Origin of the sequence: Pelagibius sp. (assembly GCF_028281305.1) — a bacterium.
GTDB lineage: Bacteria > Pseudomonadota > Alphaproteobacteria > Kiloniellales > Kiloniellaceae > Pelagibius.
Window position 1 is genome coordinate 32,498 of the sequence record NZ_JANQKD010000004.1, and the last position, 20,481, is coordinate 52,978.

The following is a 20,481-nucleotide window of genomic DNA, read 5'->3' on the forward strand; positions in this document are numbered from 1 at the left end:
GAAACCGGCGCCGGCCCGCCACTCGGCCAGGCACCCTTCAGCGGCAAACGCCCTCAAACCGCCAGCAAGTGATTGTCCCAGGCCAGTCCGCTGCGACCGTCGTCCCGCAACGTTTCGGTTCGACCGCTGAAGGCATCATGGATCAGCAGGCGCCCGGCACCGCTGGAGACGGCAAAGCGGCCGGCCCCACCCGCCGCGGCAAGACCGCAGCCATCGGGCACCTCCAGGCTACCCAGCCATCGGCCCTCCTGCGGCGACCAGAAGCTGACGAGGCCGCCACGCGGTGCAGAGACCGCAAGAACGCTGCCGCCGTCATCCAGCGCCGCACCACCGGCGTAGTGCCGCATGCGGCGCAGCCCGTCGTCGGGCCCGGGCATCAGGACGATGGGCTTTTCGCCGCGCTGCCGGCCGACCAGCGGAACCAGGCGGTCGCGCGGCCCCTCGTTCTGCAACGCCAGGCACACGTTGTCATCGGCGGTAACGGCCATATGGCGGATCGACAACCGCTGCAGATCCCCAGGCAGCGTCAAGCGCCGGAGCAGCGCGCCGCTGTCGGCATCGACGTAGACCAGATTGGGCCGCATGGTCTCCAGGTTCAGCTTCCGGCGTCCGCTCTCCGGATGGGTGCGGATTCCGCCGTTAGCCACCACCAGGCGCCGCCCATCCGCCAGCAGCGCCAGCTCGTGGGGGCCGACGCCGTGCGACGGCAGTTCGCGGACCCGCAGATAGCCGGCGGCCGCATCGTACAGTCCGACGACGCCGCGCCCCTCTTCGTAAGCATTCTCGGTGGCGTACAGCCATCGGCCGTCCGGACTGAAGGCGGCATGGCCGTAGAAGTGCCGCCCGGGGGCCGCTTCGACCTGCCGGATCACATCTCCGGCCAGGGGATCGACGGCGAGCATGAAGCGGCCGGGGCGCCGCGCCACGACAACAACCTCATTGTGCCCGGGGCGCCGCGTCGCGGCGTGGCCGCGCCCGGGCAGGGTAAGCTCAGAGAGCAAGCGGCCGTCGGCGGCAACGGCCTTCACCGAAAAGCGGCCGGCCGCGTCGCCGCAGGCGCTGACGAAGGCTCGCGGCGAGCCCAGGCCCCAGGCGGGACTCAGACCGAGCGCCAGCGGGGCAGCGACGGCGCCGGTCAGAAGGCTACGCCGATCAATCGTCATCGAGGTCAATCGCCGTCAAAGCTGTTGAACCCCAAGGGCAGGTCCAGGGTCTGCGAGAAGGGTCCGCTCAGCAGCGCGAGCAGCCCGCGCAGATCGCCGCGCAGGTCGTCGAGACGCTGCCAGCCATCGGGTTGATCCAGCGCCGCCTGCAGCGAGTCCGGCAAGGCGTCAAGCCGGCTGCGGGCCTGCGCAAAGGCGGCCCTGATGTCTTGGTCGACCGTTTCGCCGGCGGCTTGCCGGCGCAGAAGCGCAGCGAAGCCGCCCCGCCCTTCACCCTCGTAAAGAGCTTCGGCAGTTTCAATGTTGATCCTGATGTTGCGCAGCGAGCGCGCACTGCGCCAGGACTCGGCGCGCCGCGGCTTTACGGCCTCGGCGCTTGTGCCGAGCGGACGGTCGAGCTTGAGGTCCGTCGTCGCCACCAGAGCCGCGCGCAGCGCTTTGGCGAACTGCAAGCTCGCCTCCTTGGCGTCCATGTAGGAGGCATTGCCCTCAGCCGCGCTCCTGATCACGGCTGCATAGGGCGCTGGTCCCTCACGCCAGTCGGCCAGCATTCCGCCGGCGATGCTCTTGAGGTTGGCCCCGATGGCCACTGCCACGTCACAGGCGAAGGCAGGATCGGCACCCTCCGGCGGCGCGAAGAACAGGCGCTCGAGCGCCGGCAGGCCCTGCACCGCGACCGAGCCCTGGGCGAAGCGCTGCGGCTCCAGTGCGGCCGGATCGGCCTCGGCTATCAGTCTGCCAAGATGGCGTCCGGTAATCCCGCGCTTGTCCGGCCAGAACTGGATGCGGTCGGCGCGCAGGAACAGCTCGCTGGGCCCGAAGCGCAGATGCTGAACCGCCATCCAGGCATCCGCCATCCGGTGATACGCGGCGATGCTGGGGTCGGTCGCAAGGGTTCCCGCACCACAGTCCTGCCGCAGGGCCGCGTCCAGAGCACTGCCCGCGTCGGCCAGGGTTTCGTACCGCGGCAGCAGATAGTCTTCGACAATCGCCCCGTTCAGCACGGCAAAGTCGTCGGCGGCCGCCGGGGCTGCAGACAAGACCGCAAGCCCCATCGTTGCGACAGCCGAAAGCCCGCGAACAGACGGCATCATTGGCAGGTTCATTCCGTCTCCTCAGAGCGAATTCAGGAACGCCAGAAGCGCCTCGCGCTCCGCCGTGCCGAGCGTCACCACACGGTCGCGGGCGGCCTGCGCCTCGCCGCCGTGCCAGAGAATCGCCTCCAGCAGGTTGCGTGCCCGGCCGTCGTGCAGGAACTGGGTATGACCGTTCACCGTTTCGGTGAGCCCGATACCCCAGAGCGGCGGCGTGCGCCACTCCCGCCCGTCGGCAAGGCCCTCCGGCCGGTTGTCCGCCAGGCCCTCGCCCATATCGTGCAGCAGCAGATCGGTGTAGGGCCAGATCAGCTGAAACGACTGCTCCGGGCCTACCGCGTCGCGCTGGGTGACGTACTTCGGGCGGTGACAGTCGATGCAGCCGCTCTCGTAGAAGACCTTCTTGCCGGCAAGCACCTGGGGATCTTCGGGATCGCGGCGAGCCGGTACTGCAAGGTTCTGGCTGTAGAAGGTGATGAGGCGCAGCATCTCGCTGGAAGCTTCGAAGCCCTCGTGCCGGGCGGAGGCGCCGTGCGGTGCTTCAAGACAGAGGCGCTGCGCCGCAGTGCAGTCGCCGGCCGGTGCCGGCGCCAATGGCGCGGAAATCCCGATGTCGCCGTTGATGGCGTGGGTGCTCTGCTGCAGCATCGTCGGCTCGCCCGCCTTCCAGCCGAAACGGCCCAGGGCGACGGTGCCGGTTTCCTTGTCCCAGACACGGTTGGCGCGGCCCGAGATGCCATCGCCGTCGGCGTCGTCCGGGTCGGCCCAGGAGAGGATGTCCTCTTCGGCCAGGGACTCCAGAAGACCGAGCCCGATCATCGGGGGGGCCACCCGGGGTGACATCAGGGTCTCCGGATGCAGCGGCCCGTAACCCAGATTCGTGATGCTGTAGGTCGGCCTGCGCAGGCTGACGACTTCGCCATCGGCCAGGGTCACCGTCTCTTCCTCATAGACGATGTGCATCTTGCCTTCGGCGGCATGCCCCTGGATAGCCAGATCCTGAAGCTGTCCGCCGTAGGTCGGCTCGGGAATGACGTTGCGGCGATGCGCCGCCAGCGCCGCGCGCTGCTCATCGGTCTCAGGCGGAATGCTGAGACGCAGGAACATGGAGACCGCCGAGTCGTCCGGCCAGTTCGCCACCGGCGGGTGCCCGCGCCCGTCCTTCAGGTGGCAGCGCTGGCAGGAGCGGGCGTTGAACAGCGGACCCAGACCGTCGGCTGAGTCCGTGGATGCCGGCGAAGAAACCCAGAGCCGCTTGAAGAGCGCGTTGCCGAGCTTGAAGTCGAGCTGGCGCTCGAAATCCATATTGCCCGAATGCTGCGAGAAAGCGTTGCTGTCCAGCGTTCTCTTTTTTGAGGTCGCCGCCCCGGCGGGCAGCGCCTCGAAGGGCTCCGCCCGCGTGAAATCCGTGGTCGGGCGGATGGCCGCCGCGATGCGCGCGGCCTCCTCGGGCGTCGGGCCGGCAAGGGTGCTTGCCGGCCCGGCGAGTGTCACCACCAGGGCGACAAGGGAGAGGGCAGGTCTGATCATGATGTGAGCTATCCGATCGCCGCCCCGGTCCCAGTCTTGTGACGGCTTTTGTTTGGAGTCTTGGCTGTGTCTTACTGAAACACCGCCTGCGGGTTGTCGAGGCTGTCAGACCCCTCGAAGGCGATCTGCCCCAGGCCGAGTGCGGCAACCGCCCGCTCGATCGACCTGGTCTGGGTGGTCAGGGACTGCACCACGGTTTCGATCACCGCGTTGCCTTCCGCATTGCCCTCGCCAATCATCTGATCATAGGCCTCGACGGTCTTGGCGCGGTCGACCATGGCCTGCATGGCCGTGCGGGCGGCGCCCAGTTTCTCCTTCATCTCCGTGTCGACGGCCGAGTCCTTGCCCGCCACCAGATCGGACAGGCTGGGGCCGCTCACCACGCTGCCGTCGATCCGCTTGTAGGTGCCGAGATAGACGTTGGTGATGCCGACCTGGTTGTAGAAGTGGGAGTAGTGGGTGTTGTCGCTGAAGCAGTCGTGCTCCTCTTCCGGGTCGTGCAGCATGAGGCCCAGCTTGATGCGCTCGCCCGCCAGTTCGCCGTAGGAGAGCGAGCCCATGCCGGTCAGCATGGTGGTGATCCCCGCCTCCGGATTGCCGGTCAAAAGGCCCTTGCGCGCCGGGCCGTTCTGGTCCCAGAGCGCCACCATCTCCTCCAGGTCGTCGATCAGCAGGTCGGTGGCGACCTTCAGGTAGGCCGCGCGGCGGTCGCAGTTGCCATTGGTGCAGTCTGCGGTGCTGAAGTCGCTGGCCGGGCGGTTGCCGGCGCCCGGGCCGGAGCCGTTCAGATCCTGACCCCAGAGCAGAAACTCGATGGCGTGGTAGCCGGTCGCCACGTTGGCCTCCACCTCCTCGGCCTCGTGCAGCACATCGGCGATCAAGGTCTTGGTGATGACCGAAGCATCGACGGCCTCGCCGTTCACCTTCAGACTCTTGTTGGCGATCACGTTGGCCGTGAAGATCGGGTTCTCGTCGGACTCGGCGCCATAAAGACCGCCGTCCACATAGTCGATCAGGCCTTCGTCGAGGGGCCAGGCGTTCACCTTGCCCTCCCAGTCGTCCACGACCGCATTGCCAAAGCGGAAAACCTCGGTCTGCTGGTAGGGCACCCGCGCGGCGATCCAGGACTCCCGCGCCGCCGCCAGGCTGGCCTCGGTGGGATCGGCGACCAGCGCATCCACCGCTTGCTGAAGGGCACGCGCGGTGATCAGCGAATCCTCGTAGCCCGCGTGCGCGATGTCCGCATAGGTCTCCAGGACCGCCATCTTCCCATGGCCGTCCGCCAGAGCCACGGCCGGCATCAGCGCCAGGCCGGCGGCCGCCAGTGTTCCGGAGAGTCTCATCTGTCTTCACCCTTTCTGCTTTGATTGCCCGAGAGACCGTCGCGCCGCCAAGGGTCGCGACTGACTCGCATTCTCAAAGACTGATGGAAAGTCAAGGTGTTACGGCCGTGCCGGCTGGCCTCTGCTCCCCCTCAATCCCCTGTTAACAAAGGCATCTTACCCTCATCAACGCGATTGACAATCATTATCATTCGCACGATATTTGGGTGTCGGAGGAGCTTATGTACGTCTGCATGTGCAATGGCTATCGCGAGGCCGAAATCCGCGAGATCGCGGAAAGCGGCGTCCGCTGCGCCCACGAGGCCTATGCCGCGCTCGGCAACGGCCCCTGCTGCGGCACCTGTATTCCCTGCGCCCAGGAAATCGTCGATGATGTGCACGCCGCTACCCTCGTGGCGGCCGAGTAGCCGGGATGTTTATCTGGCGCAATCTGCCGAGGGGGCAGTTGGCCGCCGTCCTGGAGTGGGTTGCGAGCCGGCAGCGGACCCGGCCGCGCGCTCAAGAAATAGAGCGCGTCAACGCAGCGCCGACGCCGACTGACCGCAGAGCCCGCAGGGTGAACAGCGTGTATCCCCTGCAGAGTGCCAAAGCCGGTGCCGGACGAGGCCCGCGAAAGTAGGTCACATCCCAGCCAGCAGCATTTCAGGAAGCGGGACTTCGTGGCTTAGGAGCTCTCGTGGCCGCTCTGGTGCTGGACGAAGTTCTCCAGTCCCATCTTCTCGATGAGCCCCAGGTTGGTCTCCAGCCAATCGACGTGTTCTTCCTCGGATTCGAGGATATCGACAAAGATCTCCCGCGACACATAGTCGCTGACGCTCTCGCAGTGGGCGATCGCCTCGCGCAGATCCGGAATGGCGTATTCCTCGAGCTTCAGATCGCACTCCAGGATCTCTTTGACATTCTCACCGATCATCAGCTTGCCGAGATCCTGGAGGTTCGGCAGCCCTTCGAGAAACAGGATGCGCTCGATCAGCTTGTCGGCATGCTTCATCTCGTCGATGGATTCTTCGTACTCATGCTCGGCCAATCGGGTGACCCCCCAGTCCTTCAGCATCCGTGAGTGCAGGAAGTACTGATTGATTGCAGTCAGTTCGTTCTTCAGCACCTTGTTTAGGTGCGCGATGACCTGCTTGTCACCTTTCATGGGCGGCGCTCTCCATTGATCCGGGTCTCGTTATTGGTCGCACATTCTAAGCTGCCCGCACCGGGCATGACTAGGATTCTGTGCCGCGAACCCAATGCATGCGCAGGAGAGAGTCAGGTCTCCGCGTCCGGCTGGCGCTCGGGTGCCGCCTCGGCAAAAGCGGGAATGGTCATACAGGCCTCATGGATGCGCCGGATGGTCGGATAGGGCGTCATGTCGCAGTCAAAGCGCCGGCCGTTCACGACCTGGGGCACCAGGCAGATATCGGCAAGGCCCGGGCTGTCGCCGTGGCAGAAGCGCCCGGTCTCGGGCTCCTCCGTCAGGCGCTTCTCCAGGGCTGCGAACTCCACCGCCACCCAGTGCCTGAACCATTCCCCCTGCACGGCGGCATCATGCCCCAGCGGGTCGACCAGGTACTGCAGGACGCGCAGGTTGTTGACAGGATGGATATCGCAGGCGACGGCGTAGGCCAGGCTGCGCACCCGCGCCCGCTCCAGGGGCGTCACCGGCAGCAGCGGAGGGTCGGGCTGCAGCTCGTCCAGGTACTCGATGATCGCCAGGGACTGGGGCAGCAGGTCGCCGCCGTCGGTCTCCAGGGTCGGCACCAACCCCTGGGGGTTGAGCGCCAGATACGCCGCCCCGCGCTGCTCGCCCTTGCGCAGATGGTAGGCGAGGTAGTCGTAGGCCAGCCCCTTCAGCGCCAAAGCGATGCGTACCCGGTAGGAGGTGGAGCTTCGAAAGTAGTTATGCAGCTTCATCGCCTCTCCCTGTCCTCTCATCCGCCCTTCACCCGGAACCCGCGGTGGCACCGGCGCCCGCTCTCAAGATGCCGCAGACGTCGTTGCCCGGCGCCCCATTCTATGTCATTCGTGCCCGAAGTCATTGTGGGCCCGAAGTCATTGTGGGCCCGAAGTCATTGTCGGCCAGAAGTTATCGTGGGCCAGAAGTTATCGTGGGCCAGAAGTTATCGTGGGCCAGCAGTCATTGCGGGGCGCGCCGGTGGCGCGAAGAGAACCGGCCTGAAGGCCAGAGAGGGAGGACGTGGGATGCTGACGACGACAGGAGGCCGGCGCAGGGCGCTGGCTGTAGGGCTTGCCAGGGCAATGATTGCCGGGGCGATGATTGCCGGGGCGATGATTGCCGGGGCGATGATTGCCGGCTTGGGGCTTGCCGCAGGTCCGGCGGTGGCGCAGGAGGTGACCTTGCGCCTGCACCACTTCCTGCCGCCGCCCTCCACCACCCACAAGGACTTCATCGCGCCCTGGGCGGAGAAAGTGGAGGCCGAGTCCGGCGGGCGCATCAAGATCGAGATCTATCCGGCCATGCAGCTCGGCGGCAAGCCGCCGCAGCTTTACGACCAGGTGCGCGACGGCGTGGTGGACATCGTCTGGACACTGCCGGGCTATACCGCCGGGCGCTTCCCCACCATCGAGGTCTTCGAGCTGCCCTTCATGGCCGCCTCGGCGGAGGCCACCAGTCAGGCCGCTCAGGCTTTCTACGAGAAGCACGCCCGCGCCGAGTTCGCCGACGTGCATCCCTTGATGGTGCACGTCCATGCGCCGGGCACCCTGCACATCCGCGGCACGGAGGTGCGCAGCCTGGAGGACCTGAAGGGGCTGAAGGTGCGCGCACCTACGCGACTGACCAACATCGCGCTGAAGGAGCTGGGGGCGACGCCGGTGGGCATGCCGGTTCCCGCCGTGCCGGAGGCGCTGTCGAAGGGCGTGGTGGAGGGCACCATGCTGCCCTACGAGGTCACCCTGCCCCTGAAGGTGCACGAGCTGACCCAGAGCCACACGGAAGTGGGCGGCGAGCGCGGGCTCTACACCGCGGTCTTCCTCTTCGCCATGAACAAGGCGCGCTACGACGCTCTGCCGGAGGATCTGCGTCAGGTCATCGACGCCAACAGCGGCATTCCGCTGGCCAAGAAGATCGGCCGTCTCTGGGACGAGGCCGAGGCGCCGGGGCGCGATGCCGCCGCCAAGCTGGGCGACAGCTTCCATGTGATCGAGGGCGAAGAGCTGGCGCGCTGGCAGGCCGCGACCGCCCCGGTGGTCGACACCTGGCTCGCATCCATGGCCGAGGCCGGCAAGGACGGCGAGGCTCTGCTGGCCGAAGCCCGCGCCCTGGTCGCCCAGTACGCGGCGGAATAGGCGGAGGGGAACGGGGACAGACCGCGCCTGCAAGAATGCCCCCTCACCCTCCCGCTGACGCGGGCCCCTCCCTCTCCCGCGGAGGGGAGAGGGAATCAACGGGGCTTTTTGGTTCCCCCTCTCCCCTCCGCGGGAGAGGGCCGGGGTGAGGGGGGCTTCCAGATCACTGCCTGTGAAACGAGGAGGCGCGCCCTCAGGCTTCGCCGCGGGCCGGATAGTCGTTGGCGTTGATGAAATCGACGGCCTTCAGGACCTCTTCCAGCTTCGGGCGGGCGAAGGGCGTGGTCTGGATGAAGGCCGAGTAGAGCGTACCATCAGGCTTCACCAGATAGAGGCCGGGCTCGTTGAACATGGCCGGCTCCTCGATGCCGATGGAGGTCTTGCCGCGGCTGGTGGAGATGTAGAGCCCCATCTTGCGCGCGTCTTCGATACCGAGGTCATAGCCGATGGTGAGGTTGGGCAACTCCCAGTCGGCCTTGGCGGCGCGGGCCCGCTCTTCGCCGTCGCTGCTGACGGCGACCACCTCGACTCCGCGCTCCGCGAACTCGCCGACCCGGTCGTTCAGGTCCTTCAGGTAGCCGCGGCAGACCGGGCAGTGCAGGCCGCGGTACGCCACGACCATGGAGAGGCTCTCGGGCTGGCGCTCGGACAGGGTCCAGGTTTCGCCGTCGACGGTGGGAAAGGACATCTCGGGGGCGGTTTCACGCGGCTTCAGCATCTTCAGGGGTCTCCTTGATTGGGGTTTGTGAACTTCACTCTATGGGAATTCTGGAACGTTCGTTCAATAACAGATCCAAAAAATCAGTCGAGGGCCTGCAGCGCGATGCGCACGACGCTCTTGAGAGCCGCCCGTTCCGGCGTCACCTTGGCCATGACCCGCAGGCCGTTGGCGGTTGCGGTCAGGAAGCGCGCAAGATCGCGCGGCGACTTGTCGGCTGAAAGCTCGCCGTTCTTCTGGGCAGCGGCGAGGGCGCGGCGAAAGGCGCTTTCCATGCTGCCCATGTTGGCGGCGACGGCGAGCGCCGTCTCGCGGTCGTGGGGCGCCATCTCGATGGCGGCGTTGGTCATCAGGCAGCCGAGCAGACGGCCTTCCCCGACCGAGAACTCGACCACATCGCCGAAGAAGGCAGCCAGCTTCGGGCGCAGCGGCCCCGGTTGTTCCAGGCGCTTCAGGCGGCGCCCGCTGAAGCGGCGGCGATAGTGCTCCACCGCTTCCAGGAAAAGGCCGTGCTTGTCGCCGAAGGTATCGTAGAGGGAGCCGCGGTTGACGCCGGTGGCCTCCACCAGGTCCTGTACGCTGGTGGCCTGATAGCCCTGGCGCCAGAACACGGCCAGGGCCGCCGCCACCACCTCTTCCTTGTCGAACTCGCGCGGCCGGGCCACGGCAGTCTCCATTTTTGAACGATCGTTCTATAATCGGAGACAGCGGCAAAGGTCAAGCCCGGACGGCCGCCGGCAGCCATCACGTTGCGGTGAGGGCCACCCAGATGCGCTGGCGACCCCACGCGCCCCGATGGCTGTGCGCCGTCTTTCAGGAAGTTTCTGCACCGCAGGTCGCGGATCGACTCCAGGACGGAAACGGTATGCCGGCGCTCGGGAGCCTCAGGGCGCCTCGATCACGGCCGGGGTCCAGCGCTCCCGCCGGCGCCGGCGGCGGGCCGCTTCGTCTTCGTGGGAGTAGTCGGCGGCAAGCGGCGGCTGGCTGAAGCGCCCGGCCTCCTCCAGCGCGTTGACGATGACGATGGCATAGTGTTGCCCCGCCTCTTCCAGGACGGCAGCGACGTAGACCCCGCAGCGCCCGCAGAGGAAATAATCTGCAGTGGACAACCCAAAGCGGTAGCGCTGCACGGCGGCGGGCTCCTGCAGCGTGATGCGGACATGGCCGGCAGGGTCGGAGACGGCCAGCGAGGCATGCTTGCGGCAGAAGCTGCACTGGCAGGCCCGCACCTCCATCGCCTCCGGCGCGATCGCGCTTTTGAAGGTGACCTCAATGGCCCCGCAGTGACATCCGCCCTTGTGCCGCATGGCTCTCCCTCTGACTGCCTAGCCAACCAGCCTAGCCAAAGACGCCGTTGCGCCCAAGACTCTGCAGCACCAACATGACGCCGGAAAGCAGCAGCAGCGAAAGCACGACGCGGCGGAACAGGCTTTCGCTGGCCTTGTGATAGAGCCGCGCGCCCGTCCAGGCGCCCACCACCGTGGCCGGCACCGAGAACAGGAGCGCCGTCAGCACCGCGGTGTCGACCTGGCCGCCGAGGGCCATGCCGGCGGAGGCGGCGGCCAGCACGATGAGGTTGAAAGGCTGGTAGACCGCGCGCTGGCCGGTGGCCGGCCCGCCGCGCAGCTGCAGCCAGATCAGCGGCAGCGGCCCGGAGAGGCCGGCGAAACCGCCCATGATACCGCCGCCGATGCCGACAGCGGCATCGGAGGAGCGCCCGCCCCAGCCGCCGATCTGCAGGCGCAGCACACCGGAGAACTGCACCAGGGCATAGAGCACCAGAAAGACACCCACCGCCGTGCGCAGCAGCGTCGGCGAAGCCGCCGCCAGGGCCATGACGCCCAGCGGCACACCGAGGATCCCGCCGATCAGATAGGGCGCCGCCCGGGGCCAGTCGAAGCGGGGCCTGAGACCGATGAGGCTGACGAGCTGCGCCGCCACCGAGGCCATCACCACCAAAGGCGGCACGGTGGCCGCCGGCAGCACATGAAACCAGAAGCCCGAGGCCACCAGCCCGGTGCCGAAGCCGGCAAAGCCGGTAACGAAGCCCGCGGTCAGGGCGCCGAGAAGAAGGATTGCAAGGGAGGAGACATCAGGCAGGCTGGCAAGCATGACCGCCGCATAGCACGCCAGCCGATGCCCGCCAATGCTATTGTCCGGCTGGCAGAAGGGGAGACTGCTTCACGGTCCGGAGCCGGATCGCAACCAGGAGACAGGGATGACGGATGACATCGAAGCCGCGCGGCGGTGGTTTGCGGAAGACCTGCGCGCCTCCGCGCCCATTGTCCGCAACGGCCGCGTGGTCGAGGCCTTTGCGCGGGTTCCGCGCGAAAGGTTCTGCGGCCCCGCACCCTGGAAGGTTTATCCGCGCCGCCGCGGCGCCCCGGCTTTCGAGACGCCCGACGCCGATCCCCGCGCGCTCTATCACGACGTGCTGGTGGTCATCGACGAGGCGCGGGACCTGAACAACGGGCAGCCCTCGCTCTGGGCCTACATCTTCGATCAGCTCGACCTCGAGGCCGGCGAGCAGGTCCTGCAGGTGGGCGCGGGCACCGGATACTATACCGCGGTTCTGGCCGAGATCGTCGGGGGCACGGGAGGAGTCGAGGCTGTCGAGCTGGATCCCGAGCTAGCCGGCCGCGCCAAGGCGGCCCTCGCCCCCTGGCCGCAGGCTTCCGTCGTTCCGGGCAACGGCGCCGAGATGACCGGCGGACCGTCCGCCGATATGGTCATTGTCTTCGCCGGGGCCACCCATCCGGCGCGGGCCTGGCTCGACCGACTGGCGCCCGGCGGCCGCCTGCTGCTGCCCCTGACGGGCGGAAACGGCTGGGGCTTCTTCCTGCTCGCGACGAAAACCGCCGGCGGCTTCGCGGCGCGGTCCCTCGGCCGCTGCGGCTTCTTCCCCTGCGTGGGCGCGCGGCGTCCGGAGGAGGCCCGGCGCCTGGACGACGCTCTGGAGGCCCTGGACGGCAAGACCGTGCCGGCAAAGGCCCTGCACCTGGGGGCGCCTGCCAAAGATGCGGCCGGACTCTGGTTCGCCGGAGAGGATTACTGGCTGTCGGCGGAGGAGGTCCTCCACTGACGCCTCATCCCAGCGCCGGGATCAGGCGGTCCATGAGCTGGTAGGAGTTGCGGCAGACGGTCTCCAGGTTGGCCTTGAAGTCGTCAGGCGCCGCCTCGTTGGCGGTGTCGGAGAGGCCGCGCACCACGACGAAGGGCAGCTTGTTGAGCTGGCAGGTGTAGCCGACCGCGGCCCCCTCCATCTCTGTCGCCAGGGCGCCGAACTCCCGCTGCAGCCAGCGCAGGGTCTTCGAGTCCTCGACGAAGCGGTCGCCGGAGACGACGGTGCCGATCATCAGATTGGGCTCGGCCTCCGCGCCGTTAAAGGCGCCGTCGAAGGCATCGGCGGTCTTTTCGATCAGATCCGGGTCCGACTGGATCATGCGGTCCCCATCGGGCAGCTCGCCGTGGCGCCGGCCGAAGGCGGTCAGGTCGATGTCGAACTGGATGAGGTGGCTGGCAATCACGAGGTCGCCGACCCGCATGTTGGGCAGCAGGCCGCCGGCGACGCCGCTGAACACCAGGGCGTCGGGCTCGTAGAGATTGACCAGCATCTGGGTGCAGATGGCGGCGTTGACCTTGCCGATGCCGCAGCGCGCCAGCGCGATCTCGGTGCCCTTGAAATCGCCCGTCACGACCGGAATGTCGGCGTGGCAGGCCTCGCTGACCCCGGTCATCCCGGCCCGCAGCAGGTCGATCTCCTCGGCCAGGGCCCCCATCACGGCAAGCATGGTCACATCCCCGCAGTCTTTGGAACCGGCCGCCCTCCGGCGGCCCGATCCCCGGTTGTAGTCGATTTAGCTAAATTGATTATGAAGAGCGTGGGGAGGCCCCCAGGCGCCGCAAAAGCACGGGCAGGTCCCCCAGCCGTTCCAGGCGGTGGAAGCGCTCGTTCACCGGGTCGGCGTCATGGGCCTCGTGGGCCCAGAGGATGGCGTAGGGCACGTGGACGGCGAAGCCGCCGAGCTCCAGCACCGGCAGCACGTCCGAGGGCATGGAATTGCCGACCATCAGGGTCTGCGCCGCATTGACTCCATGACGGTCGAAGACACGGCGGTAGGTGGCGGCGTCCTTGCGCGGCACGATCTCCACCTGATCGAAGTGGCCGGCCAAGCCGGAGCGCTCGATCTTGCTGGTCTGATCCACCATGTCGCCCTTGGTGATGAGCAGCGTGCGGTAGCGGCCGGAGACGGCGTCCAGCACGGCCTCCACACCCTCCAGCAGGTCGACGGGCGCCGTCATCATGGTCTTGCCGAGCTGCACGATCTCGTGGATCTCCTCCGCCGCGATGCGCCCGCGCGTCAGCTCGATGGCCGCCTCCACCATGGAGAGGGTGAAACCCTTGATGCCGTAGCCGAAGAGCGCGAGGTTGCGCATCTCGACGGCATAGAGGGCTTCGGCGATATCCTCCCCCGGGCGGTGGCGGCCGACGATCTCCGCGAGCTTCTCCTGCGTGTCCTGAAACAGGTGCTCGTTGTGCCAGAGCGTATCGTCGGCATCGAAGGCAAGCGTCTCGATCATCGTTCGGATTCCGCGGGCCTTTGCCAGTCCGCCGCCTTCCCTAATCCACCGCCGTCACCCGGCCCTCCACCTTGGGGGAGACCTCGCCGGTGGCGGCGACGAAATCCATCACCATGGTCGCCATGAGGCGCGCGGAGATGCCGTCGATCAGCGGCACCGCCTCGGTGAAGACGGCATAGCCGTCGCCACCGCGGGCAACGAAGTCGTTGGTCGCCAGGGTATAGCTCGCCTCCAGGTCCAGGAGCTTGCCGCCGACGGTGACGGAGCGCACGCGCTGGCCGGCCGGGGCCGAACGGCTCCAGGTCACGGTCATGCCGGAGATGCTGGGGAAGCGCCCGGCCCCCTCCTCCACCTTGCTGAAGCCGTGCTCGAGCGCCTGCATCAGCTGCGCGCCGGTCAGTTCCAGTTTCACCGTCTTGTTGCCGAAGGGCAGCTCGGTCTGGATGTCACGGCGCGTCAGCGTGATGCCGGCATCGTAGGTCTTGTCGCCGCGGATGCCGCCGCCGTTGGTGAGGGCGACGTCGGCCTCGACGCCCTGGCGCATGGCATCTGCGATGAGGTTGCCGATGGCCGACTCACCGCCGCGCACGGAAGCGCGACGGCTGTCGAGGGCCGTCAGCGCGGTGCCGATAGGCACATCCAATTCCTCGCTCAAGCGGTCGAGGTAGACCTGCACCTTGGCCGCCATCGCCGCATCGGGCTCGACGCTGCGGCTGTCGACAATGCGGAAGGCCGGCTCCCAGACGAAACGTTGCTGCCCGCGGCTTTCCACGGTGTTCAGGGTTACATCGACCACGACGAGCTGCTCGCCCTGCGACCCGGACTCGATGAAGGCACGCTGGCCGTCGTAGTAGGTCACCAGCAGGTGGTCGTGGCCGGACAGCAGGATGTCGATGCCGCTGTCGGCCCGCATCAGCATGAGGTCCTCCTCGACGCCGGTGTGGGCCACGGCCACCACCAGGTCCGCGCCCTCATCGCGCAGTTGCTGGGAGTAGTCGCGGGCCGACTGCAGCAGTGGCTCGAAGGTGACGGTCCCGGGGCTGGAGATGTCCGTGGTCTCCGGCGTCGTCAGGCCGAAGAAGCCGATCTTGTAGGGCCCGGCCTCGGTCATCCAGGTGGCGGCGGTGCCGTCCAGCGGCTCGCCGTCGCTGTCGCGGCTGTTGCTGGCCAGCACCGTGAAGCGGGCCTCGCCGACGCGCTGCTTGGCCACCTCCGCCCCGAAGTCGAACTCGTGATTGCCCAGCACCAGCAGGTCCAGTTCGGCCTCGTTGTAGAGGTCGATCATGTGGGCGCCCTGGTCGAAGCTGGACAGCAGCGAGGGCGAGATGGTGTCGCCGCCGTGGGTGAAGATCACAGTGTCGGCACGGGCGCGCTCCTGCTGCACCAGGGCCATGACCCGGGCGATACCGCCCTTGCCCTTGGACTCCTCGATGCGGTCGAGATCGTTGATGTGCAGAAGGCTGACCGTGACCGGCTCCGCCGCTACGGGAAGGGCCGGAACGAGAAGTGCCGCGACCGGAAGGGCCACAGCGAAAGCACACTGCCGGAGGCTGCGAAAAAGAGTCATCTTCTTCTCCAATCCAAAAGCAATCTGCGGCGCGGAAGGGCGGCACGGAAACGCCGGCCCCGTAACTCAGTCGTCTAAGCTCTACTGCGGCACCTGCACACCACCGGCGGTGAGACCGCGCAGCGGTAGCGCCGGGCCGCGCTGCAGCCAGTTGTCCGCCGGATACTCGCAGGCCCCGTCGATCACGTGCAGGGTATAGGCGTGGCGGGAGCGGTCGGAGCGGTTGGGCAGGCTGCCGTGGGGCAGCTTGCCGTGCAGCACCACCATGGTGCCCCGGCGCACCTCCAGCGGCACCGCCGTCTCCTCCTCCCAGGGTGTTCCGTCGAGCGTTTCCATCGCAAGGCCCTCGCCGACGCGCCGCCAGCGCTGGCGCAGCGGGCCCTTGTGGGCACCGGGCAGCGCCCAGAGGCAGCCGTTCTCCAGCGTGGCGTCCTCAAGGGCGAACCACAGGCCGAGCACGCTCAAAGGCTCGGTATAGAGAAAGGTCGAATCCTGATGCCAGCCGACCTCGCCGCCGATGCGCGGCTGCTTGAAGATGTACATCGACTGCAGCGCCAAGGGAGAGACGCAGCCGAGCGCCCGGGCCACGTTGTCAAAGGCGCGGCGGTGGGAGAAGGCGGCGAAAACCGGATCGAGATCGTGCTGGGCATGGCCGATCTTGTTGATCGACAATCGCTTGGCCTGGCGCAGCGCGCCGGCGGCGTCGAAGGCCTCTTCCTCGAAGAAGAAGCGCACCTTGTCGCCGGAATCCTGGAAATAGCGGTCGCGGCCATGGACCTGGCCCTGGGTCGAAAAGATCGAGGCGACGCTGGCCGGCTGGAAATCCTCCACCATGGCCTCCGCGCGGGCGATCAGCGCGTCGCAATCGGCCCCAGGCACCATGCCTTCCAGCACCAGGAAACCATCGCGCTCAAAGGCCTGCACCATCTCTGCCGTCAGCCGGCCGCCGACAGGCGCGGCAAAGCGCGCCGCTTCGGATTGCGGCGCCGTGCGCTGCTGGGCTGCCGTCGCCTCAAACATACGCGGGGGGCTTCCTCTCGTGTCTTCTAACCGGATTCTTCTCTAAACGTCCGCGGCGGTGATGCGCTGCTGCACAATGGGTCCGCCGCTTTCCTCAGTCTGACCGATGGTGAAGGCCTCCTGCAAGCCTCGGCTTGCCGCCTCTGCGGCCTCTTCGTCGGCGGCATGGACGACGGCCAGGGGATCGCCGGGCTGCACCGCGCTGCCCAGGGGCAGCAGGCCGCTGAAGCCGACGGCGTAATCAATCGTGTCTTCGACCCGGCGGCGCCCGCCGCCCAGTTCCACCACCGCCAGGCCGACGGCACGGGTGTCGCAGGCGGTCAGCCGACCTGCTGCCTGCGCCGCGACCGGGCGCCGGACCGGCGCCTTGGGAAGATAGTCGTCAGAACGCTCGACGAAATCCGCCGGCCCGCCGAGAGCAGCCACCATGGCGCCGAAACGCTCCGCCGCCGCGCCGGAGGTGAGCGCGGCCTCGGCCCTCTCAGTCGCTGCCCCGGCCTCCGGCGCCAGGCCGCCCAGAACCAGCATCTCGGCGGCCAGCGCGATCACGAGCTGGCGCAGGCGCGCATCGCCCCGACCGGTCTTCAGCATGGCCACGGACTCGGCGACCTCCAGGGCGTTGCCCGCGGTGCTGCCGAGCGGCTGATTCATGTCCGTGATCAGCGCCGTGGTGGGCAGGCCCGCCCCGCCGGCCACTGCGACAATGCTCTCTGCGAGGGCCCGAGCCTCCTCCACCGTCGCGGCAAAGGCGCCGCTGCCGGTCTTCACATCCATCACCAGACCCTCAAGCCCCGCGGCCAGCTTCTTGGAAAGAATGGAGGCCGTGATCAGCGGGATGGACTCCACCGTGGCCGTCACGTCGCGGATGGCATAGAGCCGCTTGTCCGCTGGCGCCAGGTCCGCGGTCTGGCCGATGATGGCGCAGCCGGCGTCTTTCACGGTCTGGCGGAAGCGTCCGATATCCGGCGCGGTGGTGTAGCCGGGAATCGAATCCAGCTTATCCAGGGTGCCGCCGGTGTGGCCGAGACCCCGGCCTGAAATCATCGGCACGTAGCCGCCGCAGGCGGCCACCAGCGGCCCGAGAATCAGGCTGACCTTGTCGCCGACACCGCCGGTGGAATGCTTGTCGACGCAAGGGCCCGGCAGGTCCAGGCCCTGCCAGTCCAGGCGCTGGCCCGACTCGGTCATGGCCCGGGTCAGGGCCACCGCCTCGTCCCGCGCCATGTCGCGCAGGAAAACTGCCATCGCAAAGGCCGCGGCCTGGCCTTCGCCAATGCTGTCATCGGCGATGCCGGCGACGAAGGCGGCGATCTCCTCGTCCGAAAGCGCCGCGCCGTCGCGCTTGCGGCGGATGATCTCCTGGGGCAGCAGGGCCATCAGTAGCCCTCTTCCGCGGCCGGCGCCGGCGCCTCGTCTCCGAGCACGGCCAAGAGATCGTTCAACAGGCCGGAGGCACCGAAGCGGAAGCGCCAGGGATCGACCCAGTCCGGCCCCATGAGGCGGTCGGCCAGAGCAAGGTATTCGCCGGCCGCCGCGGTGTCGCGAATGCCGCCGGCAGCCTTGAAGCCGACATCACGGCCGGAGTCCTTGATCGCCCGCAGCATGGCCTCGGCGGCTTCCAGGGTGGCAGACACTTCGACCTTACCGGTCGAGGTCTTGATCATATCGGCGCCGGCGGTGATGGCATCGCCGCTCGCTTCATAGATGGTATCCGCACTGTCCAGCCGGCCGGTTTCGAGGATGACCTTGAGGCGGGCCTTGTCGCCACAGGCCTGCTTACAGTCGGCGATCATCCGCTTGGCCAGGTCCCGCTCCCCGGCCAGCCACTGCGTGTAGGGCATGACCAAGTCCACCTCGTCGCCGCCCGCCCCCACGATCTCCCGCGTGTCGCTCAGCGCCGCTGCGATGTCGTCGCCGCCAGCAGGAAAGTTCGCGACCGCTGCCACTTTGATGCCGCTGCCGTGCAGCAGGTCTTTCGCCTGCGCCACGAAGCGCGGCCAGATGCAGACAGCCGCCACCGGCCCGACGGCCGTGCGGGCCTTGGCGCAGAGTGCGGTGACGGTCTGCGCGTCGTCGTCGTCATTGAGACTGGTGAGGTCGAGAAGGCCAAGCGCCCGCGCCGCCACCGCCTTCAGGTCGCTGTCAGTCTCAGTCATCGGCGAGTTCCTCAAGGTAAGCCGTCAGCAGGCGCGTCATGTCGGCAGCGGCCGCTGTCGCATGGCGCATCGTCTGATCGTGGGAGAGCGGTTCCGCGGACATCCCGGCAGCCAGGTTGGTGATCATCGAGAGCGCGGAGACCTTCAGGCCCAGGAGCCGCGCGACAATAACCTCCGGCACCGTCGACATGCCGACGGCATCGCCGCCGAGGACCTGCGCCGCGTGGATCTCCGCCGGCGTCTCGAAGTGCGGTCCGCAGAACCAGACGTAGACGCCTTCCGCCAGCGGCAGGTCCAGACGCCCGGCGATCTCGGCAATGGCGGCGCGGGCCGCCGGGTCGTAGGCGTCGACCAGATCGACGAAGCGCTCGTTGCCGGCGAGCCCGAAGAGCGGCGAGACGCCGGCGAAGTTGATGTGGTCGCGGATCAGCATCAGGCGCCCGGGCCCGACGTCGGCCCGCAGAGAGCCGGCGGCATTGGTCAGGATGAGGCGCGCGCAGCCGAGTTCCTTCAGCGTCGCCAGGGCCAGGTTCATGCCGTCGGCGCGCCCGCTTTCATAGTAGTGCGCGCGCCCCTGCAGCACCGCCACCGGCCGGCCGGCAATGTGCCCTAGGATCAGGCTGCCGCCGTGCCCGGCGACCGAGGGGCGGGGAAAGCCCGGCACGTCCTGGTAGGACAGCTTCAGCGGCTCCTCCACTGCCTCGGCAACAGCGCCGAGGCCGGAGCCCAGCACCAGCGCCACCTTCGGCGCGATGCCGGCCCGGCGGCGGATCATGGCGGCGGTTTCAGCCGCTTCCTCGAACATCAAAGACACCTCACTGAGACGCGTTTTTACCCACCGGCGCTTATCGGTCAGCGCAGATTGTCCGGACCGAACGAGAGCGGCAAGAGCTCGCCCAGGGTCACCGTGCGGCGCAAACCCTCGGGCCCGCAGACGTGGATGAGGAGATCGTCGCTAGCAAACTCGCGCAGGCGCTGGCGGCAGCCGCCGCAGGGCGTACACAGACCCGCACCGCCGCCCGCCACCGCGATCTCCACAATGCGCGTCTCCCCGGCCATGATCATGGCGGCGATGGCACTGGTCTCGGCACACCAGCCCTGCGGGTAGGCCGCGTTCTCAACATTGCAGCCCGAAAACACCGCGCCGTTCTGCGCCCGCAGCGCGGCGCCCACGGGGAAGTTCGAATAGGGCGCGTAGGCCCGCTGCATGGCAGCGATCGCCAGGGTAACCAGATCCTCGGCCATGCTAGCGTTCTTTCACGTAAGGAATGCCGCTGGCCTTGGGGGCGATGGCGCGGCCGATGAAGCCGGCGAGCAGCACGACGGTCAGCACATAGGGCAGCGCCTGGATGAGCTGCACGGGGATCGGCCCGATCACCGGCACCTCAACGCCCTGCAGCCGGATCGCCACGGCATCGAGGAAACCGAACATCAGGCAGGCCAGCATGGCCGGCACCGGCCGCCACTTGCCGAAGATCATCGCCGCCAGGGCGATGTAGCCCTGCCCGGCCGTCATATCGCGCACGAAGGCGGCGTTCTGGGCGATGGAGAGATAGGTGCCGGCAATGCCGCAGAGTGCGCCGCAGCAGAGCATCGCCGCGTAGCGCAGGCCGCTGACCGAGATCCCCGCCGTGTCGACCGCATTGGGGTTCTCGCCCACGGCGCGCAGGCGCAGGCCGAATCGCGTGCGGTAGACCACCCACCAGGTGAGCGGCACGATCAGGAAAGCGACGTAGACCAGCAGGTTGTGGCCGCTGAGCAACTCGCTGTAGATCGGGCCGAGGACCGGCACGCCCGCCAGCGTCTCGGCGCCGGGCCAGGTGATCGGCGTGAAGCGGGCTTCGTTGGAGACCGAGGGCGTCTGCCCGCCGCGGGCGAACCACGCGATGCCGAGGACCACGGTGAGGCCGGAGACCAGGATGTTGATGGCCACGCCGCTGACCACCTGGTTGCCGCGGTGGGTGATGCAGGCAAAACCGTGCAGCAGGGCCAGCGCCACGGAGACGACGATA

Annotated in this window: 22 protein-coding genes; 3 read left to right on the forward strand and 19 right to left on the reverse strand. The window is 67.8% G+C overall.

From position 1 onward, the window contains the following. Window positions 1-53: 53 nt before the first annotated feature. The 4 genes from Q0982_RS01070 to Q0982_RS01085 all read right to left on the reverse strand — a co-directional run bounded on the left by Q0982_RS01070 (window position 54) and on the right by Q0982_RS01085 (window position 5,130). A complete protein-coding gene (locus Q0982_RS01070; protein ID WP_299390987.1) occupies window positions 54-1,163 on the reverse strand; it encodes a DUF1513 domain-containing protein in 1,110 nt (369 codons plus the stop codon). Window positions 1,164-1,168: 5 nt separating this feature from the next. Continuing rightward, window positions 1,169-2,269: an imelysin family protein gene (locus Q0982_RS01075; protein WP_299390988.1), complete on the reverse strand. Its 1,101-nt coding sequence runs from the start codon at window positions 2,267-2,269 to the stop codon at window positions 1,169-1,171. A gap of 9 nt (window positions 2,270-2,278) precedes the next feature. Next, window positions 2,279-3,787, reverse strand: coding sequence for a di-heme oxidoredictase family protein (locus Q0982_RS01080; protein WP_299390990.1), 1,509 nt, complete (start codon window positions 3,785-3,787; stop codon window positions 2,279-2,281). 71 nt (window positions 3,788-3,858) lie between these two features. Further along, on the reverse strand, window positions 3,859-5,130 hold the full coding sequence (locus tag Q0982_RS01085; RefSeq protein ID WP_322096922.1) for an imelysin family protein: 1,272 nt from the start codon (window positions 5,128-5,130) through the stop codon (window positions 3,859-3,861). A gap of 206 nt (window positions 5,131-5,336) precedes the next feature. Between Q0982_RS01085 and Q0982_RS01090 the strand changes: the two genes are divergently transcribed. Further along, a complete protein-coding gene (locus Q0982_RS01090) occupies window positions 5,337-5,537 on the forward strand; it encodes a bacterioferritin-associated ferredoxin (protein WP_299390992.1) in 201 nt (66 codons plus the stop codon). Between the two features lie 257 nt (window positions 5,538-5,794). Here Q0982_RS01090 and bfr read toward each other — a convergent pair whose 3' ends face one another. Next, on the reverse strand, window positions 5,795-6,274 hold the full coding sequence (gene bfr, locus Q0982_RS01095) for a bacterioferritin (RefSeq protein ID WP_299390994.1): 480 nt from the start codon (window positions 6,272-6,274) through the stop codon (window positions 5,795-5,797). Between the two features lie 113 nt (window positions 6,275-6,387). Then, complete coding sequence (maiA, locus tag Q0982_RS01100) at window positions 6,388-7,032, reverse strand: maleylacetoacetate isomerase (protein WP_299390996.1); 645 nt, start codon at window positions 7,030-7,032, stop codon at window positions 6,388-6,390. A gap of 288 nt (window positions 7,033-7,320) precedes the next feature. Between maiA and Q0982_RS01105 the strand changes: the two genes are divergently transcribed. Beyond that, entirely contained in the window at window positions 7,321-8,427 is a 1,107-nt protein-coding gene (locus Q0982_RS01105) for a TRAP transporter substrate-binding protein (RefSeq protein WP_299390997.1), read from the forward strand. A 193-nt stretch (window positions 8,428-8,620) separates the two neighbouring features. Here Q0982_RS01105 and Q0982_RS01110 read toward each other — a convergent pair whose 3' ends face one another. From Q0982_RS01110 to Q0982_RS01125, 4 genes are all read right to left on the reverse strand, one after another. Then, window positions 8,621-9,145: a peroxiredoxin-like family protein gene (locus Q0982_RS01110; RefSeq protein WP_299390999.1), complete on the reverse strand. Its 525-nt coding sequence runs from the start codon at window positions 9,143-9,145 to the stop codon at window positions 8,621-8,623. 83 nt (window positions 9,146-9,228) lie between these two features. Then, complete coding sequence (locus Q0982_RS01115; protein ID WP_299391001.1) at window positions 9,229-9,822, reverse strand: TetR/AcrR family transcriptional regulator; 594 nt, start codon at window positions 9,820-9,822, stop codon at window positions 9,229-9,231. Between the two features lie 207 nt (window positions 9,823-10,029). Next, window positions 10,030-10,452: a GFA family protein gene (locus Q0982_RS01120; RefSeq protein WP_299391003.1), complete on the reverse strand. Its 423-nt coding sequence runs from the start codon at window positions 10,450-10,452 to the stop codon at window positions 10,030-10,032. Between the two features lie 31 nt (window positions 10,453-10,483). Beyond that, window positions 10,484-11,257 carry a sulfite exporter TauE/SafE family protein gene (locus Q0982_RS01125; protein WP_299391005.1) on the reverse strand — a complete coding sequence of 258 codons (774 nt, stop codon included), beginning with the start codon at window positions 11,255-11,257 and terminating at the stop codon, window positions 10,484-10,486. Window positions 11,258-11,363: 106 nt separating this feature from the next. On the opposite strand from Q0982_RS01125, the gene Q0982_RS01130 reads away from it, so the two are divergent. Further along, the gene (locus Q0982_RS01130; protein ID WP_299391006.1) at window positions 11,364-12,227 is read left to right on the forward strand and encodes a protein-L-isoaspartate O-methyltransferase; all 864 of its coding nucleotides are present in this window, start codon (window positions 11,364-11,366) and stop codon (window positions 12,225-12,227) included. A 4-nt stretch (window positions 12,228-12,231) separates the two neighbouring features. Here Q0982_RS01130 and Q0982_RS01135 read toward each other — a convergent pair whose 3' ends face one another. From Q0982_RS01135 to Q0982_RS01175, 9 genes are all read right to left on the reverse strand, one after another. Next, on the reverse strand, window positions 12,232-12,936 hold the full coding sequence (locus tag Q0982_RS01135) for a 5'-methylthioadenosine/adenosylhomocysteine nucleosidase (protein WP_299391023.1): 705 nt from the start codon (window positions 12,934-12,936) through the stop codon (window positions 12,232-12,234). A gap of 79 nt (window positions 12,937-13,015) precedes the next feature. After that, complete coding sequence (locus Q0982_RS01140) at window positions 13,016-13,726, reverse strand: HAD family hydrolase (RefSeq protein ID WP_299391008.1); 711 nt, start codon at window positions 13,724-13,726, stop codon at window positions 13,016-13,018. A 40-nt stretch (window positions 13,727-13,766) separates the two neighbouring features. Then, complete coding sequence (locus tag Q0982_RS01145; RefSeq protein WP_299391010.1) at window positions 13,767-15,293, reverse strand: bifunctional UDP-sugar hydrolase/5'-nucleotidase; 1,527 nt, start codon at window positions 15,291-15,293, stop codon at window positions 13,767-13,769. 81 nt (window positions 15,294-15,374) lie between these two features. Next, window positions 15,375-16,313: a phytanoyl-CoA dioxygenase family protein gene (locus Q0982_RS01150; protein ID WP_299391011.1), complete on the reverse strand. Its 939-nt coding sequence runs from the start codon at window positions 16,311-16,313 to the stop codon at window positions 15,375-15,377. A 42-nt stretch (window positions 16,314-16,355) separates the two neighbouring features. Beyond that, a complete protein-coding gene (gene deoA / locus Q0982_RS01155) occupies window positions 16,356-17,690 on the reverse strand; it encodes a thymidine phosphorylase (RefSeq protein ID WP_299391013.1) in 1,335 nt (444 codons plus the stop codon). After that, on the reverse strand, window positions 17,690-18,469 hold the full coding sequence (deoC, locus tag Q0982_RS01160) for a deoxyribose-phosphate aldolase (RefSeq protein ID WP_299391015.1): 780 nt from the start codon (window positions 18,467-18,469) through the stop codon (window positions 17,690-17,692). The genes deoA and deoC overlap by 1 nt, the downstream gene beginning before the upstream one ends. Further along, window positions 18,462-19,274, reverse strand: a complete 813-nt coding sequence (locus tag Q0982_RS01165) for a purine-nucleoside phosphorylase (protein WP_299391016.1) — start codon at window positions 19,272-19,274, stop codon at window positions 18,462-18,464. Before Q0982_RS01165 ends, deoC begins: the two co-directional genes overlap by 8 nt. 47 nt (window positions 19,275-19,321) lie before the next feature. Further along, a complete protein-coding gene (locus Q0982_RS01170) occupies window positions 19,322-19,714 on the reverse strand; it encodes a cytidine deaminase (RefSeq protein WP_299391018.1) in 393 nt (130 codons plus the stop codon). A gap of 1 nt (window position 19,715) precedes the next feature. After that, window positions 19,716-20,481: ABC transporter permease (locus Q0982_RS01175; RefSeq protein WP_299391019.1), on the reverse strand; the 766-nt coding region annotated here is incomplete at its 5' end.

Excerpts from the sequence above, each read along its gene's own strand:
- Q0982_RS01135 (WP_299391023.1), bottom strand. The coding sequence starts at position 12,936 with ATGCTTGCCGTGATGGGGGCCCTGGCCGAGGAGATCGACCTGCTGCGG.
- Q0982_RS01070 (WP_299390987.1), bottom strand. The coding sequence starts at position 1,163 with ATGACGATTGATCGGCGTAGCCTTCTGACCGGCGCCGTCGCTGCCCCG.
- bfr (WP_299390994.1), bottom strand. The coding sequence starts at position 6,274 with ATGAAAGGTGACAAGCAGGTCATCGCGCACCTAAACAAGGTGCTGAAG.
- Q0982_RS01170 (WP_299391018.1), bottom strand. The coding sequence starts at position 19,714 with ATGGCCGAGGATCTGGTTACCCTGGCGATCGCTGCCATGCAGCGGGCC.
- deoC (WP_299391015.1), bottom strand. The coding sequence starts at position 18,469 with ATGACTGAGACTGACAGCGACCTGAAGGCGGTGGCGGCGCGGGCGCTT.
- Q0982_RS01150 (WP_299391011.1), bottom strand. The coding sequence starts at position 16,313 with ATGTTTGAGGCGACGGCAGCCCAGCAGCGCACGGCGCCGCAATCCGAA.
- Q0982_RS01145 (WP_299391010.1), bottom strand. The coding sequence starts at position 15,293 with ATGACTCTTTTTCGCAGCCTCCGGCAGTGTGCTTTCGCTGTGGCCCTT.
- maiA (WP_299390996.1), bottom strand. The coding sequence starts at position 7,032 with ATGAAGCTGCATAACTACTTTCGAAGCTCCACCTCCTACCGGGTACGC.
- Q0982_RS01110 (WP_299390999.1), bottom strand. The coding sequence starts at position 9,145 with ATGCTGAAGCCGCGTGAAACCGCCCCCGAGATGTCCTTTCCCACCGTC.
- Q0982_RS01125 (WP_299391005.1), bottom strand. The coding sequence starts at position 11,257 with ATGCTTGCCAGCCTGCCTGATGTCTCCTCCCTTGCAATCCTTCTTCTC.
- Q0982_RS01080 (WP_299390990.1), bottom strand. The coding sequence starts at position 3,787 with ATGATCAGACCTGCCCTCTCCCTTGTCGCCCTGGTGGTGACACTCGCC.
- Q0982_RS01130 (WP_299391006.1), top strand. The coding sequence starts at position 11,364 with ATGACGGATGACATCGAAGCCGCGCGGCGGTGGTTTGCGGAAGACCTG.
- Q0982_RS01085 (WP_322096922.1), bottom strand. The coding sequence starts at position 5,130 with ATGAGACTCTCCGGAACACTGGCGGCCGCCGGCCTGGCGCTGATGCCG.
- Q0982_RS01120 (WP_299391003.1), bottom strand. The coding sequence starts at position 10,452 with ATGCGGCACAAGGGCGGATGTCACTGCGGGGCCATTGAGGTCACCTTC.
- Q0982_RS01105 (WP_299390997.1), top strand. The coding sequence starts at position 7,321 with ATGCTGACGACGACAGGAGGCCGGCGCAGGGCGCTGGCTGTAGGGCTT.
- Q0982_RS01115 (WP_299391001.1), bottom strand. The coding sequence starts at position 9,822 with ATGGAGACTGCCGTGGCCCGGCCGCGCGAGTTCGACAAGGAAGAGGTG.
- Q0982_RS01165 (WP_299391016.1), bottom strand. The coding sequence starts at position 19,274 with ATGTTCGAGGAAGCGGCTGAAACCGCCGCCATGATCCGCCGCCGGGCC.
- Q0982_RS01140 (WP_299391008.1), bottom strand. The coding sequence starts at position 13,726 with ATGATCGAGACGCTTGCCTTCGATGCCGACGATACGCTCTGGCACAAC.
- deoA (WP_299391013.1), bottom strand. The coding sequence starts at position 17,690 with ATGGCCCTGCTGCCCCAGGAGATCATCCGCCGCAAGCGCGACGGCGCG.
- Q0982_RS01075 (WP_299390988.1), bottom strand. The coding sequence starts at position 2,269 with ATGAACCTGCCAATGATGCCGTCTGTTCGCGGGCTTTCGGCTGTCGCA.